This is a genomic window from Geothermobacter ehrlichii, from assembly GCF_008124615.1.
Classification (GTDB): Bacteria; Desulfobacterota; Desulfuromonadia; order Desulfuromonadales; family Geothermobacteraceae; genus Geothermobacter; species Geothermobacter ehrlichii.
The window spans coordinates 126,307-140,190 of sequence record NZ_VNIB01000007.1 but is presented as its reverse complement, the minus strand read 5'-3'; the positions used below and the strand labels follow the sequence as shown (position 1 = coordinate 140,190).

Annotated in this window: 10 protein-coding genes; 1 reads left to right on the top strand and 9 read right to left on the bottom strand. The window is 62.6% G+C overall.

The features are described from left to right. Nucleotides 1-59: 59 nt before the first annotated feature. The 5 genes from EDC39_RS09250 to EDC39_RS09230 all read right to left on the bottom strand — a co-directional run bounded on the left by EDC39_RS09250 (nucleotide 60) and on the right by EDC39_RS09230 (nucleotide 8,155). The gene (locus EDC39_RS09250) at nucleotides 60-1,973 is read right to left on the bottom strand and encodes a putative nucleotidyltransferase substrate binding domain-containing protein (RefSeq protein WP_148896095.1); all 1,914 of its coding nucleotides are present in this window, start codon (nucleotides 1,971-1,973) and stop codon (nucleotides 60-62) included. A gap of 2,665 nt (nucleotides 1,974-4,638) precedes the next feature. Then, nucleotides 4,639-5,028, bottom strand: a complete 390-nt coding sequence (locus EDC39_RS09245; RefSeq protein WP_148896094.1) for a hypothetical protein — start codon at nucleotides 5,026-5,028, stop codon at nucleotides 4,639-4,641. A 100-nt stretch (nucleotides 5,029-5,128) separates the two neighbouring features. Further along, a complete protein-coding gene (locus EDC39_RS09240; RefSeq protein ID WP_148896093.1) occupies nucleotides 5,129-6,931 on the bottom strand; it encodes a sodium:solute symporter family protein in 1,803 nt (600 codons plus the stop codon). Nucleotides 6,932-6,946: 15 nt separating this feature from the next. Then, nucleotides 6,947-7,213 (bottom strand): DUF4212 domain-containing protein, encoded by a 267-nt coding sequence (locus tag EDC39_RS09235; RefSeq protein ID WP_148896092.1) that lies wholly within the window; start codon nucleotides 7,211-7,213, stop codon nucleotides 6,947-6,949. Nucleotides 7,214-7,384: 171 nt separating this feature from the next. Then, nucleotides 7,385-8,155 (bottom strand): IclR family transcriptional regulator, encoded by a 771-nt coding sequence (locus tag EDC39_RS09230; protein ID WP_148896091.1) that lies wholly within the window; start codon nucleotides 8,153-8,155, stop codon nucleotides 7,385-7,387. Nucleotides 8,156-8,325: 170 nt separating this feature from the next. Here EDC39_RS09230 and EDC39_RS09225 point away from each other — a divergent pair, with 170 nt between their 5' ends. Next, nucleotides 8,326-8,670, top strand: coding sequence for a hypothetical protein (locus EDC39_RS09225; protein WP_187426729.1), 345 nt, complete (start codon nucleotides 8,326-8,328; stop codon nucleotides 8,668-8,670). A 120-nt stretch (nucleotides 8,671-8,790) separates the two neighbouring features. Here EDC39_RS09225 and EDC39_RS09220 read toward each other — a convergent pair whose 3' ends face one another. From EDC39_RS09220 to EDC39_RS09205, 4 genes are all read right to left on the bottom strand, one after another. Further along, entirely contained in the window at nucleotides 8,791-9,177 is a 387-nt protein-coding gene (locus EDC39_RS09220) for a (deoxy)nucleoside triphosphate pyrophosphohydrolase (protein WP_148896089.1), read from the bottom strand. A 35-nt stretch (nucleotides 9,178-9,212) separates the two neighbouring features. Continuing rightward, complete coding sequence (locus tag EDC39_RS09215; RefSeq protein WP_148896088.1) at nucleotides 9,213-9,740, bottom strand: cysteine hydrolase family protein; 528 nt, start codon at nucleotides 9,738-9,740, stop codon at nucleotides 9,213-9,215. A gap of 62 nt (nucleotides 9,741-9,802) precedes the next feature. Further along, a complete protein-coding gene (ubiE, locus tag EDC39_RS09210) occupies nucleotides 9,803-10,516 on the bottom strand; it encodes a bifunctional demethylmenaquinone methyltransferase/2-methoxy-6-polyprenyl-1,4-benzoquinol methylase UbiE (protein ID WP_148896087.1) in 714 nt (237 codons plus the stop codon). Nucleotides 10,517-10,669: 153 nt separating this feature from the next. Beyond that, complete coding sequence (locus EDC39_RS09205; RefSeq protein ID WP_148896086.1) at nucleotides 10,670-13,834, bottom strand: YhdP family protein; 3,165 nt, start codon at nucleotides 13,832-13,834, stop codon at nucleotides 10,670-10,672. Between the last annotated feature and the right edge of the window lie 50 nt (nucleotides 13,835-13,884).

The window sequence follows — 13,884 nt, the reverse complement described above, 5'->3', positions numbered from 1 at the left end:
AAAGGCGGGTGTCGGGCGTCAGGGCCAGGAAAAACCCGGCACCCGGCGCCAAGCACCCTTTAATGCACCAGCCGCGAAAAATGCCGTCGGGTCGAATCCTGCAGCTTGCCGGCGGCGCGGAAGGCCTCCTTGAGCAGGTCCTGCTCGATCCTGGACAGGGCGTAGGGATCAAGGTAGTGGGTGGGCTTCTTTCCCTGCTCGATCAGGTTGATCTCGTTGCGCAGGCGCAGGAAGGTGAAGGCCTCCAGTGCGGCCTTGAGGTGTTCGGCCGTGTCCTGGGTGAAGACGCCGCGCTTGACCAGTTCGTCCAGCCGCTCGATGGTGGTGGTCGCCTCGAACCCCTGTTCGAGCATGAAGATGCGCACGCAGTCGACGATGAAGATGCTGCCGGCCTGTTTCAGGGAGAGCTTCCCCCTGATCTCGTCGTCCTTTTCGACCACGAAGCGGCCAAGCAGGCTGAGGGGCACCTTGTGCTGGAAGTCGAGCTCCATCAGGTGGTAGAGGAAGACCGGGGTTTCGCGGATCAGCAGGTGGACGATGTCGCGCAGGTCCTGGCAGAGGCTGGTGTCGCCGACCAGGGGCATGAAATCGAAGAAGATGGTCGAGTAGCGCACCCGTTGCGGTTCCGGAACCCTGATCCACTCGGTGATGCGCTCCTTCCAGTCCTGCAGCCGGCCGCGCCAGAGGGGGTTGTTGGCCATCACCTTGCCGTTGCACAGCGGATAGCCGATTGCGGCGTAGGCGGCGACCAGCCGTTCGGCGAAGGGGACGAAGAAGGCGTCGACCTCCTGCCGCATCTCCTCGGGGAAGTCCTCGAAAATGAAGCCGTTGTCCTGGTCGGGACCGAGCAGCATCTCCTTGCGGCCGCCGCTGCCCATGATGATGAAGCAGTGGCGGATGGGAGGCGGCACCATCCCTTCGGCGCGCATCTGCTCCAGCACCAGCTCGTAGCCGCGCCGCAGGATGCAGTGGTGGATGTAGGAGAGGATCTCCATGGTTTCGAAAGGCGAGCGGGTCTCGCTCATCAACCCCTTGGCGACCTTGACGATCTCCTGCTTGGCCCGGGCCAGGTCGTCGAGGTTTTTCGCCTCCTTGACGCTGCCGACCAGCAGCATCGACTTCTGGCTGCGGTACTTCATCAGGTCGCGCAGGGAGATGATGCCGACCAGTTCGCCGTTGTCGACCACCGGCAGGTGTTTGATGCGGCGCGCCATCATGAAGGTCGCCGCTTCGTACATGTAGGCGGACGGCGGCAGGGTCAGGGGGGAGGGGGTCATGATCCGCTCGGCGGTCAGTTCCGCCGGATTGGCGCTGTCCCGCGCCAGAACCTTGGTCACCAGGTCGTTCTGGGTGATGATGCCGTCCGCGCGGTTCCTTTCGTTGGAGACGACGATGGCGCCGATGCCATGCCGGGTCATGGTCCGGGCGACATCCCGGGCGGTCGCCTTGCCGTCGCAGGTGATGACGGGCGAAGTCATGATTTCCGACAGCCGTTTCTTGAACGGATAGGCCTCCATCTGGGTCAGCGCGCTCTGGGCGTGGTCACTGACCATGTCGGCGTAGAGGCTGCGCACCCGTGAATAGACGGCGCGGGTGAAGAAGTCCGCCACGTCGGGATAGTCGCGGACGGTTTCGGCGATCAACTCCGCCGGGATGAGGTAGCACTCGGTTTCCTTGGCGGTGCGGGCGCCGGCGGTGTATGACTCGTTGGTCAGAATGGGGGTGCAGCCGAAAAAGGAGCCGTCGCTGCGCAGATCGACCACCATCTCCACCCCGCCGGGGGTGGTGGCGACGATTTCTACCAGCCCCCGGCGCACGATGTAGAGATAGCCGGTGGGCGGATCGTTCTGGTTGAAAATGTGGATGTGCGGCGGAAATTTCCTGATGAGGGCGGCCTGTTCGAGGCGGGTCACCACCTCGTCGGGCAGCAGGTTGAAGGGTTGTGTGTCCTTGAGTGTGCTGATCCGGCCCATGGCGTCTCCCGTGGCAGAAGGGGGCGCCTGTTCGCGCCCGGCTAACACTCAGGAAAGGTTAGCAAAAAAACGAAGATGAGCAAAGGTTCATGTGATGTGCGCAGTGCGATTCACGAATCTAGAATCGCGAGCCATTTCGGTTTTGAATTTTGCCCTTCGGGCGATGTGCGTAGATCCGGGGTTGCGTCCCCGGACGACGCCTTACTCTTTGGCACTCCAAAGAGTAAGCAGAAAGAGCTTAGCCTGCGGCGGGCATTGCAATCGCCAAGGTTCGATGGGTCGAGGTGCCGTTTGTCCCATCAAAGAAGCGTCGGTGCTTCGGGCTAACAGGAAAAGCTTCCCAACGAGCGGCAGGCCGCTCGTTGGGCCAGGTTGCACCGACGCAGCCTCAACGGGGACGTTCCTGTATCGAACAGCCGTTTCCGTCGAGGCAGCTCTGAACCGTTTGGCCCGTGTGAGCGCAGCGAGCCCGGGAACGATGCTTTTTCTGCTGCCGCGAAGAAGATGCCGGCTTGTTTGGCGGCAGCGTTGAAGAGGCCCACAGGCCTTGGCGACTGCCATAAAGCCCAGCGTTTTTGCTTACTTTTTTCGCGTTGAAAAAAGTAAGGCGCCTGGCGGGGCGCGACCCGCCGGTTTTGCTTTTGATTTTGCTTGCGACCTTGCGGTCGGATGAATGTCGATCCGGGGTTGCGCCCCCGGACGACGCCGTCCTCTTTTGCTGGCCCAAAAGAGGACGCAGAAAAGGGCCTTATGCCTGCGGCGGGCATTGCTGTCGCAAAGGTTCGGTGGGTCGAGGCAAGGCTCGGACCCACCAAGTAGCGTCGGTGCTCCGGGCCGGCAGGAAAAGCATCCCAACGAGCGGCAAACCGCTCGATGGGCCGGGCCGCACCGTCGCGGCCCCGACGGGAACGGTTGTGCCAGGACGGGCGTTTCCGTTGGGGCACCTCCGAACAAACTGGCCGTGCGAGCGCAGCGAGCCCGGGAACGATGCTTTTTTTGTGGTCACGGAGAAAGGGCGGTCTGTTTGGGCAACTGGTTGAAAAGGGCCACAGACCTTCGTGGCAGAAATAGAAACAAGCGTTTTTGCTTACTTTTTTCGCGCTGAAAAAAGTAAGGCGCCTGGCGGGGCGCGACCCGCCGGTTTTGCTTTTGATGGTTTGCGACCTTGCGGTCGATGTGCGTAGATCCGGGGTTGCGTCCCCGGACGACGCCTTACTCTTTGGCGCTCCAAAGAGTAAGCAGAAAGAGCTTTCGCCTGCGGCGGGCATTGCTGTCGCAAAGGTTCGGTGGGTCGAGGTTCCGTTTGTCCCATCAAAGAAGCGTCGGTGCTTCGGGCTAACAGGAAAAGCTTCCCAACGAGCGGCAGACCGCTCGATGGGCCAGATCGTACCGCCTCAGCCCCGACGGGAACGTTTGTTGTTGAGACAAGCGGCACACATGGGGCAGCTCCGAACAAACTGGCCCGTGCGAGCGCAGCGAGCCCGGGAACGATGCTTTTTCTGCTGCCGCGAAGAAGATGCCGGCTTGTTTGGCGGCAGCGTTGAAGAGGCCCACAGGCCTTGGCGACTGCCATAAAGCCCAGCGTTTTTGCTTACTTTTTTCGCGTTGAAAAAAGTAAGGCGCCTGGCGGGGCGCGACCCGCCGGTTTTGCTTTTGATTTTGCTTGCGACCTTGCGGTCGAAGGATGTCGATCCGGGGTTGCGCCCCCGGACGACGCCGTCCTCTTTTGCTGGCCCAAAAGAGGACGCAGAAAAGGGCCTTACGCCTGCGGCGGGCATTGCTGTTGCGTGGGTTCGGTAGGGCAAAGGTTCGTTTGTCCCGTCAAAAGAGCTTCAGCTCTTCGGGCCAACAGGAAAGGCTTTCCCAACGAGCGGCAGACCGCTCGATGGGCCAGGTTGTACCGCCGCAGCCACAACGGGGACGTTCCTGTATCGAACAGCCGTTTCCGTCGAGGCAGCTCTGAACCGTTTGGCCCGTGTGAGCGCAGCGAGCCCGGGAACGATGCTTTTTTGTGGTCACGGAGAAAGGGCGGTCTGTCTGGGCAACTGGTTGAAAAGGGCCACAGACCTTCGTGGCAGAAATAAAAACAAGCGTTTTTGCTTACTTTTTTCGCGTTGAAAAAAGTAAGGCGCCTGGCGGGGCGCGACCCGCCGGTTTTGCTTTTGATTTTGCTTGCGACCTTGCGGTCGATGGACGTAGATCCGGGGTTGCGTCCCCGGACGACGCCGTCCTCTTTTGCCGGCCCAAAAGAGGACGCAGAAAAGGGCCCTTCGCCTGCGGCGGGCATTGCTGTTGCGCGGGTTCGGTGGGTCATTACAACGTCGGCTCAACCCGGAACGCCGGCTCTTCGGGCCGGCAGAAAGGCTTTCCCAACAAGCGGCAGGCCGCTCGATGGGCCAGGTTGCACCGCCGCGGCCCCGACGGGAACGGTTGTGCCTTCCGTTGGGGCACCTCCGAACAAACTGGCCCGTGCGAGCGCAGCGAGCCCGGGAACGATGCCTTTTCTGCTGCCACGAAGAAGATGCCAGCTTGTTTGGCGGCAGCGTTGAAGAGGCCCACAGGCCTTGGCGACTGCCATAAAGCCCAGCGTTTTTGCTTACTTTTTTCGCGTTGAAAAAAGTAAGGCGCCTGGCGGGGCGCGACCCGCCGGTTTTAAGCTTCGAGCCTATTCTTTCTTTTTCTTCCCGAACTTAAAGGGATGCGCCTGGCGGCTGATGACGAAGTCGGCGAAGATCTTCAGCCACAGGGTCGAGCCGGCGATGCCGATCCAGGTGTTGAAATCCATGAAGGGGCCGATGGCGATGCCGGTGGCGATGTACAGGGGGACGCCGAGGGCGACCCAGACCGCCACCAGACCGGCGGCCAGGTTGACGATGCCGGTGAAGGGGGCCCATTTTTCCGGGTTTTTCGGCGGCTCGCCGCCCTTGAGAGCGACTTCTGAATAGTCCTTTTTCCTGAAGATGCGCCAGGCGCGGCGCAGCCAGAAAAAGGCCATGAAGTAGAGGGCCAGGTAAAGAATCCAGGTGAGGGCGATACTGACGGTGAAAACGGGCATGGAGACACTCTCCTGTCGGGGTTCGCGGGCAAGAAAAATCCCGCCAGCACAAGCTGGCGGGATAATGACACAATCGAATCGAATCGGCAAGAACTGCGGCTCAGTGAGCGCCGCCGATCTCCTTCGAACCCTTGGGGATACGAACGGCTTCGACCAGCTGGGCGATCTCATCGGGCACCGGAGCGGTCATGTTCTTGACGGCGAAGGCGACGATGAAGTTGACGACAGCGCCGATGGCGCCGAAGGCGTTCGGCTCGATGCCGAAGAAGAAGTTGGGTTTGCCGCCGAACAGGCCGAGGAACGAGGTCCCCTTGATGAAGAAGATGCCTTTGTGGGCGAAGACGTAGAGCATGGTCACGCCGATTCCGGCCAGCATGCCGGCGATGGCGCCCTGCTTGTTCATAGTCTTGCTGAAGATGCCCATCATCAGCGCCGGGAAGATGGAGCTGGCGGCCAGGCCGAAGGCAATGGCCACGGTACCGGCAGCGAAGTCGGGCGGATTCAGGCCGAGGTAGCCGGCCACCATGATGGAGCAGGCCATGGCGATCTTGCCGGCGAGAAGCTCGCCCTTCTCGGAGAGGTCAGGCATGAACTTCTCTTTCAGCAGGTCGTGCGAGATGGCCGACGAGATGGCCAGCAGCAGGCCGGCGGCGGTGGAGAGCGCGGCGGCCAGACCACCGGCGGCGACCAGGGCGATGACCCAGTTGGGCAGCATGGCGATCTCGGGATTTGCGAGAACCATGATGTCGCGGTTGACGCTCAGCTCATTACCGGCCCAGCCGGCGGCCTTGGCCTTCTCGGCGAACGTCTTGTTCTTGTCATTGTAGTACTGGATGCGGCCGTCGCCGTTCTTGTCATTGAACTTCAGCAGGCCGGTGACTTCCCAGCGTTTCATCCAGTCGGGACGCTCGTCGTACTTGATCTGGGCTTCAGGAGCGAAGACATCGCTACCCTGCATGATGCCGGGATGGATGGTCTTGAGCAGGTTGATCTTGGCCATTGCCGCCACGGCCGGAGCGGTGGTGTAGAGCAGGGCGATGAAGACCAGGGCCCAGCCGGCGGAGGAACGGGCGTCCTTGACCTTGGGCACGGTGAAGAAGCGGACGATGACGTGCGGCAGACCGGCGGTGCCGATCATCAGCGACACGGTGTAGACGAACATGTTGAAGTAGCTCAGCCGCGGCGTGGTGGTGTACTGGGCGAAGCCGAGTTCCATGGAGATCTGGTCGAGTTTCTCCAGCAGCGGAGTGGTGGTGCCGACCAGGTCGGAACCGAGGCCAAGCTGCGGCAGGGGATTGCCGGTCAGGTGCAGCGAGATGAAGATCGCCGGTACGGTGTAGGCGATGATCAGGACGCAGTACTGGGCGACCTGGGTGTAGGTGATCCCCTTCATGCCGCCGAAAACGGCGTAGACGAAGACGATGGCCATACCGACGATGATGCCCATGGTGTTCGAAACACCGAGGAAGCGGGAGAAGGCGACACCGACACCGGTCATCTGACCGATGATGTAGGTGACGGAAGCCATCAGCAGGCAGAGAACGGCGACCGTGCTGGCGCCCTGGGAATAGTAGCGGGAGCCGAAGAACTGTGGCACGGTGAACTTGCCGAACTTGCGCAGGTAGGGGGCGAGCAGCATGGCCAGCAGGACGTAGCCGCCCGTCCAGCCCATCAGGAACAGGCCGCCGCCGTAGCCCATGGCGGCGATCAGGCCGGCCATGGAGATGAAGGACGCAGCCGACATCCAGTCGGCGCCAGTTGCCATACCGTTGAGAACGGGGTGAACACCGCCGCCGGCGACGTAGAACTCCTTGGTGCTGCCGGCACGGGCCCAGATGGCGATGCCGATATAGAGCGCGAAGGTCAGGCCGACAATAATGTATGTAATGGTTTGCAGACTCATTGTAGAAATCCTCCCTTAATCTTCGTGGACGTCAAACTTCTCGTCGATTTTGCCCATGAGTTTGGCGTAGATGAAGATGAGCGCCACGAAAACATAAATGGAGCCCTGCTGGGCGAACCAGAATCCCAGCGGATAACCGCCAATCTTGATGCCGTTGAGTGCCGGGGCCAGAATGATGCCGAGCCCGTAGGACACGACGAACCAGACGATCAGAATGTTTCTGACCAGGCCGAGGGTCGCTTTCCAATACCCTTCGTGATCATGTGCATGATGTTCTGCCATAGTTTTGCCTCCTCTCTCTCCTCATTACGTTGGTTGAACAACCTGACTCTTCTCCCCCCTTGCATCCAGACCCTGTGGCCGCGGGGGAACACCAGCGGTCGTTGATTTGACTCTGTCACCTCCTTGTCAACCCGGTCCTGGTCCTGCCCGGACCGAAAACTCACATTGCTTTCAATTGCGGCCGGGAGAAACTCCGCCGCCGAGAAAATGACCGACATAGCCGAGCTTGCTGGAAATGATGGTGCCGGCCTCGACCAGTTGCGGCGCCAGTTCGTCCCGGATGATCTCCTCTGACATCCGGAAGTCCGGGGCGACCAGGCAGAGACTGCCGGCCAGCCGCCCGCCCTTGGTCAGCAGCGGCACCGCCAGGGCGGTGACGCCGTCGCCGAGCGTGCCCGTGTCCTGGCAGAAGCCCTGGGCGTGGATGCGGGTCAGGTCGAGCTTCTGTCCTTCGTCGAGCTGCGGTCTGTCGCTTTCTTCGGCGAAGGCGAGCTGAACACGACCGGCCGCCGTGGTTTCCAGCGGGTAGCGGCGACCCACCAGGGATACGATCTTGACCTGGTAGGTGGTGTCGACCATGTCAAAGAACAGTACCTCTCCGGTGCGCGGTACGGTGAGGTAGACCGCTTCTTTCGTGGAGCGAACCAGCTTTTCCATCACCGGCCTGGCCTTGCGCAGCAGCTCCATGCGGGAAAGCAGTTTCTGCGCGACCTCGTAGGCAGAAAGTCCCAGCCGGTATTTGCTCGATCCGTCTTCGCGTTCGACATAGCCACGGCTCTCGAAGGTGGCCATCAGCCGGAAAACGCTGGTTTTGTTCATGCCGAGGCGCTGGCTGAGCCGTGAAATGCGTACCTCGCCTTCCTCTTCGGAGAGCGCCTCGAGAACGTCCAGCGCGTTCTCGACCGACTGGATGGAATAGGATTCACGCCCTCTCGCGCCCAAGTTTCAACTCCTCGAAAACTGCGGCTGATGTTCGCGATGCCTCGATTTCGGCACACTGTTTTAAAAATATTGGACGAAAAAGTAATACGGCGTTTTATTTTTGTCAATCTCTTTTTTTTGCAGACGTAAATGTTGCTAAAAAAACCATTTAAATCAAACAGATGGGAAATGTGCAATGTTATGAAATGCTGGCTTGCCTGCCCCATGAATCGCAAAATATGCCGCATATGTTTTCGGCCGAATGCGGCTCTGTAAAATTGCATTTTATTATTTGTGGTAAAAAGTTTGATAAATCGCTGCATCTTTCGTCCCCCGGTCGGGAGTGTTTTGAAACGGGTTTCCTGTTTGGGTTGTCTGGAGGTCTGGCGGTAAAACGGATTTCGATTCGCAGCGATGTGTTGAAAATTATAGCATCGGCGTTTCGGCTGTCGAATCGATGTCGGAAAATTTTTCACTACGGGTTCCCGGGAGCGTTCCGGGCCGATGCGGGGTTCATTGTGGGGAATGACTGGTGACCGGCCGGGCAAAAAGTCCGGACGCAAGGTATCCGGCCTTCCGGGCGTGAGGCATGTTTCGAGGTGCGTCGATGAGGATGATGCCGCCCGCAGGCCTTTTTCAGCAGCCTGAGGCGAGAGTCAGGTCCCCGCCAGTTTCCGTACCAGGGGAGCGTCGGCCGGCAGGAAGGGAAGCGCCAGCATCTCGTCGGGACGCACCCAGCGGTGTTCGGCCACGCCGAGGTGACGGATTCGACCGCCGAGGATGCGTGCCCGGTAGGCGAGCAGCAGGATGGCGCCCCAGTCGTAGCGATGGTGAAGGACATCGACGATGCCGGCGACCTCGATGTCGAGATCGAGTTCTTCGCGCAACTCGCGGATCAAGGCCTGCTCGGGGGCTTCGCCGTCTTCCAGTTTGCCGCCGGGAAACTCCCACAGGCCGGCGTGACGGCAGTCGTCCGGGCGGCGGGTGACCAGGAAACGGCCTTGCTCCTCGATGATGGCTGCGGTGACGATCAGGGGCGGCATGGCGGGTCGCGCGGGGCTCCGGAGAAGGCGGTTTCTCAGTCTTCCTCGACGTCGACGCCCAGCACCTGCCGCATCTGCCGCAGGGCGAAGGCCCCGTCCCCGGGGTCGAGATGGGCGACGCAGTCGGCGGGAACCCTGACCCGGTAGCCGCGCATCACCGCGTCGGCCGCCGTGTACAGCACGCAGATGCTGGTGACGCAGCCGGTCAGGACCAGTTCGTCGACCTGCAGCCGGCGCAGATGCTCGTCCAGGTCGGTGGCGTGGAATCCCGAATAGGTGGTCTTGCAGACCGTGGTTTCGCCGGGCAGGGGAGCCAGCTCGTCGACAATCTGTGCGCCCCGGGTGCCGCGCACGGCGTGCGGCGGCCAGCCCATGCGGCTGAACTCGCTGTCGTCGGGGGCGTGGGCGTCGCAGACGTGGATGACCGGCAGTCCCTGCGCGCGCGCCTGCCGCAGGCGCTGTTGCAGGGCCGGCAGGATCTCCCGGGTCGCCGGAACTTCCAGGGGGGCGCCGGGCTGGACGAAGTCGTTGAGCATGTCGATGATGACAAGGGCCTGTCGCATGACAACCTCCCCGCTTGGTGCTGGTCAGTTTCGGTCGCTTTCCCCTGTCAGCATAACAGAATTCAGGCCGGCCGGTCGCCGACGTAGATGGTGGCGATGCCGAAGGTCAGGTCCCGGTGGTAGAGGCCGGTGAAGCCGGCAGCGGCCATCATCGCCTTGAACGCCGCCCGGTCGGGAAATTTGCTCACCGAGTCGGGCAGGTAACTGTAGGCGCTCCGTTTCGACAGCAGCCCTCCGAGCAGGGGGAGAATGCGATGAAAGTAGAAGTGGTAGATCGCCCGGAAGAAGGGATTGCTCGGCGTGGAGAATTCGAGTATGACCGCCCGTCCGCCCGGCTTGAGCACCCGAAACATCTCTTTCAGGCCGGCTTCGCGATCGACCACGTTGCGGATGCCGAAGGCGATGGTGACGCCGTCGAAGGTGGCGTCCGGATGCGGGATGGCTTCGCAGGGGCAGCTGACCAGCGTGATGCGGTCGCGGTGCCGGGTCGCCGCGATTTTTCCCTTGCCGACCACCAGCATGCCGGGCGTCAGGTCGAGGCCGACGATCTTGACGCTTGGATCGGTACGGAAGGCGATTTCGAGGGCGACGTCGCCGGTTCCGGTGGCGACGTCGAGGACCCGGCCGCCCGGCGGTATGGCCAGCTGTGACACGGCGCGGGTGCGCCAGCGCCGGTCGATGCCGAGCGACAGCAGCCGGTTGAGCAGGTCGTAGCGGGGGGCGATGGCGTCAAACATCTCGCGGATGTTGCGCCCCTTTTCACTGAGTCGAAACATTGAGAGGTGATTCTTTCGGGATGGGTTTGGCGCCGTTTTTAGCACACCCGGGGCGGGGTGTCAAAAAGCAGAAAGGCGGGCGCCCAACACTTCGATTCATCTTGTCCGTGTAAATCGGTGTCATCTGCGGCTGGAAAGTCTCGAACCGCGAAACTATTTTTCAGGGTCGCTCGGCTGCGGCAGCAGCACCTTGCCCGGATCGGTCAGCACTTCGCCGGGCAGGGTGAGCACCCGTTTGAAGATGCCGAAGATCTTTTTTGACAGCGAGGTGACGGGGATGGCCTCGACCTGCGGTTTTGAGGCGTCGCCGGTGATTTTGAAGTGGGCGGTGACCAGCGCCCGTTCCCGCCCGCCGAGAATCCAGCCGGCGATGGGGATCTTGGTGATGATCCTGTCGACGGTCTTCAGCGGTTTGACCCCGACCACGGCATCGAGCCGGTTGCGCGGCAGGTCGTAGTCGCCGACGAAGGAAAGGTCCATGGCCTCGCTGCGCAGCAGCAGGTCTTCGGTGTGCACTATCCCCTGTTCGATCGAGACGGTCACTGTCAGGCTCTGGTAGGGCATCCCCTTTTCCACCAGGTCGGGCAGCTTGAAGGCGAAGAGCTGCGACACATTGAGCAGGGAGAAGACCTTGGAGAGGAAGGCGAACTTGTTCAGCACGCCGTCCCTGACCTCGAGGCTGACGCCGCCGTCGAGGGTGGGGATGAAGTTCCTGCCGGCTTCGCCCTCCAGGTAGAAATCGCCGCGCAGGGTGCCGCTGAGCAGGCTCTTTTGCTGCAACAGGTCGCGATGAATGGCCGCCGCCGGAAAGTTTTCCGCGTGCCCGGCTATCTTCAGCCGGGTCGGGCCGGGGCCGGTGCCGTCGCTGATCACCATACCGGTGGCGTAGCCCTCTCTGGCCCTGAAATGCAGGGGAAAGACGGTCAGCAGGCCGCGTCCGTCGCTGGTGACGGTTCCGGCGGCCTCCGTGAAGTTCAGGCGGCCGAAACGCCCTCTGGCGACCCGGGCCTCGACGGTGACCAGCGTTCCCTGTCTGCTCTTTTTTCCTGACGCCGGCGGCCCTTCCGCGGCGGGGGAGTGGGCCTTGGCCGGCCCCCGCCAGAGCCCGATGATTTCGTCGATGTCGGCCCAGGCGGCGTTTGCCTGCAGCTGCACCTGCGGGTTTTTCCAGCCCAGCATGGCGCCGCTGACGACGCAGTCGGTGCCGCCGTCGAGGCGTACGGCGACCTTCTTGAAGCGGATGCCGTCACCGTCGATGGCAAGTTCGGCATCCAGGTTGTGAAACCAGTTGTCGGTCGTTTTGAAGATCAGTTCATCGGCCCGCACCTTGCGCCCCTGCAGCCGCAGTTCCAGGCGCGGCCGGTCGAAGTCGGCGAGACGGGCCTGGATGGTGACCGGCGAATCTCCCAGCCGGGCGTTGAGCAGAACGGTGTCAAAGGAACGGCCGTGGAACAGGAAAGTGCCTTTGATCCGGTCGAGGTCGGCGAGGATGGAGGTGAGGTGCGTGCCGGCGTTCTGCAGGGTGATTCGGCCGTTGATCTGCAGCGGCCTGTCGGCGGAGCCGGCAAGCTGCAGGTCGAGACCGGCGGTGCCGCGCAGACGGTACCAGGCGAGATGCCGGCTGGTGCCGAGACGCCGCAGGTCGACGGCGTCGCTGCTCAGGTGCAGGCTGTAGGCTCCCCTGCTGCCGATGGAGCCGTTGAAATCGACGCTCGTCGCCGCCAGCGTGATCCGTCCCCGCTCGATCGTCCAGCCTCCGTTCCCGTATTGCAGCTGCAGTTTCATCGTGCCGGCTTCGCCCGCCTGCTTGCGGAACCAGCCGCCGAGGTTGGCGGTCAGCCGGGTCAGGTCGCCCTCGATGGCGAGTCGCGGGTTGGCGAGCGGTCCGTTGATGCGCGCCTGGACGGGCAGCGGACCGTTCAGGTCGATCCGGTTCGCATCCATGCCGGTTTTCTGCAGCAGCGCCGTCAGCGGCGGCGACAGCTCGGCGTTCAACTCAAGGGTCGGGATGTCTCCGGTCAGATCGACGCGGCCCTGCAGCTGTTGGGTCCGACCCTGCCAGCTGGCGGTAAAGCGCTCAATGCTCAGAACGCTGTCCGCCAGCCGCAGGCGGGCTTCTCCCTGCTCGAGCGGTGGAAGCTTTTCGAGCGGCAGGGCCAGGTCGGCAAGGCGGAATTCTCCCCGCAGACGGCGCAGCAGGCCGGTAGCGGTCAGTTCCGTCCAGGGGGTCCGCGGCAGGACGAGATCGAAACCGAGGGTGCCGGTCGGCCGGGGCAGGTCTGCTTGCGGCAGCCAGGGGCGCAGCTCGTCAAGGGCGAGCGGCGCCAGCCGAATCTGGCCGGCGAGGTTGTCCCGGTCCAGCTGCAGTTCGCCGTTCAGGCGCAGACGGCCGTGGTTCAGGGTCAGCCCGGCCAGACTCTGGGTTCCGTTTTGCCGCCGCCAGGTCCCTTGCAGGCGCCAGCGGCCGAGGGGGAGAGGCGGCCGTTCCCGGCGCATCAGGCTGCCGCTGTCGGCGGCCAGATCGAGATCGAAGGCGAGTTCTTCGTTCGGATTGCCCTGCAGCCGGCAGTCGAGGTCGGCCCGGCCGGCGAGGGCGACGCCGTCGGGCAGCAGCCGGTGGTCGATGGCATCCAGGGGGAGGCCGTGCAGCCTGAGAGCCAGGGTCAGCGGATTGCGGCCCCATTGCAGCGGACTGTCGCCGCGAACGATACCTTCGAGGTGAAGGGGGGTGCTCAGCCGTTCCTTCTCGAGGCGGGCGTCGAGCACGAGATCGAGCCGACCGTCCGGCCGGGCGCCGAGGCCGAGGTCGGCGCCGGTCAGCCGCAGCGGCGGATAGCCGCTTTTCCTGGGGAAGCGCAGTTCGATGGCGCCGTCGTGGATGCGGATTTCGCTCAGGCCGGTGTCGGACCAGTCGCTGCCGCTGTCGGCCGGCGGGGCCGGCCCGGCTTTTTGCGGCCGGTCGAGGTTGATGACCAGTTGCGGCCGCGCCAGGATGATTTTGCGCAGGGTCAGCTGCCCCTGCAGCAGTGGCAGCAGGCCGACCTTGATGTAGAGATGGTCGGCCTGCAGGTAAATGGTGTCGCTGGCGTCTTTTCCGATCACCAGTTGGTTGCAGTCGATGGCCAGTCCTTTGGTGACGGAAAAACGGATGCTGGCGAAGCGGACCGGGCGGCGGAAGAGGTCGCTCAGGGCCGATTCGATTTCGCCACGGTAGCGGTTCAGGTCGAAGGTGGCGAGGAAGAGGCTCAGGCCGAGGGCTCCCAGGCAGAACAGCAGGATGATGATGCGGGCGATTTGGCGAGAGCTTTTTCGGGCCATCCGCGAGACCAGGGTCGGTTGGGGGTTGTCGGCCGAAGGCGTTCCGGCTC

Excerpts from the sequence above, each read along its gene's own strand:
- EDC39_RS09250 (WP_148896095.1), bottom strand. The coding sequence starts at position 1,973 with ATGGGCCGGATCAGCACACTCAAGGACACACAACCCTTCAACCTGCTG.
- EDC39_RS09245 (WP_148896094.1), bottom strand. The coding sequence starts at position 5,028 with ATGCCCGTTTTCACCGTCAGTATCGCCCTCACCTGGATTCTTTACCTG.
- EDC39_RS09240 (WP_148896093.1), bottom strand. The coding sequence starts at position 6,931 with ATGAGTCTGCAAACCATTACATACATTATTGTCGGCCTGACCTTCGCG.
- EDC39_RS09235 (WP_148896092.1), bottom strand. The coding sequence starts at position 7,213 with ATGGCAGAACATCATGCACATGATCACGAAGGGTATTGGAAAGCGACC.
- EDC39_RS09220 (WP_148896089.1), bottom strand. The coding sequence starts at position 9,177 with ATGCCGCCCCTGATCGTCACCGCAGCCATCATCGAGGAGCAAGGCCGT.
- EDC39_RS09215 (WP_148896088.1), bottom strand. The coding sequence starts at position 9,740 with ATGCGACAGGCCCTTGTCATCATCGACATGCTCAACGACTTCGTCCAG.
- ubiE (WP_148896087.1), bottom strand. The coding sequence starts at position 10,516 with ATGTTTCGACTCAGTGAAAAGGGGCGCAACATCCGCGAGATGTTTGAC.
- EDC39_RS09205 (WP_148896086.1), bottom strand. The coding sequence starts at position 13,834 with ATGGCCCGAAAAAGCTCTCGCCAAATCGCCCGCATCATCATCCTGCTG.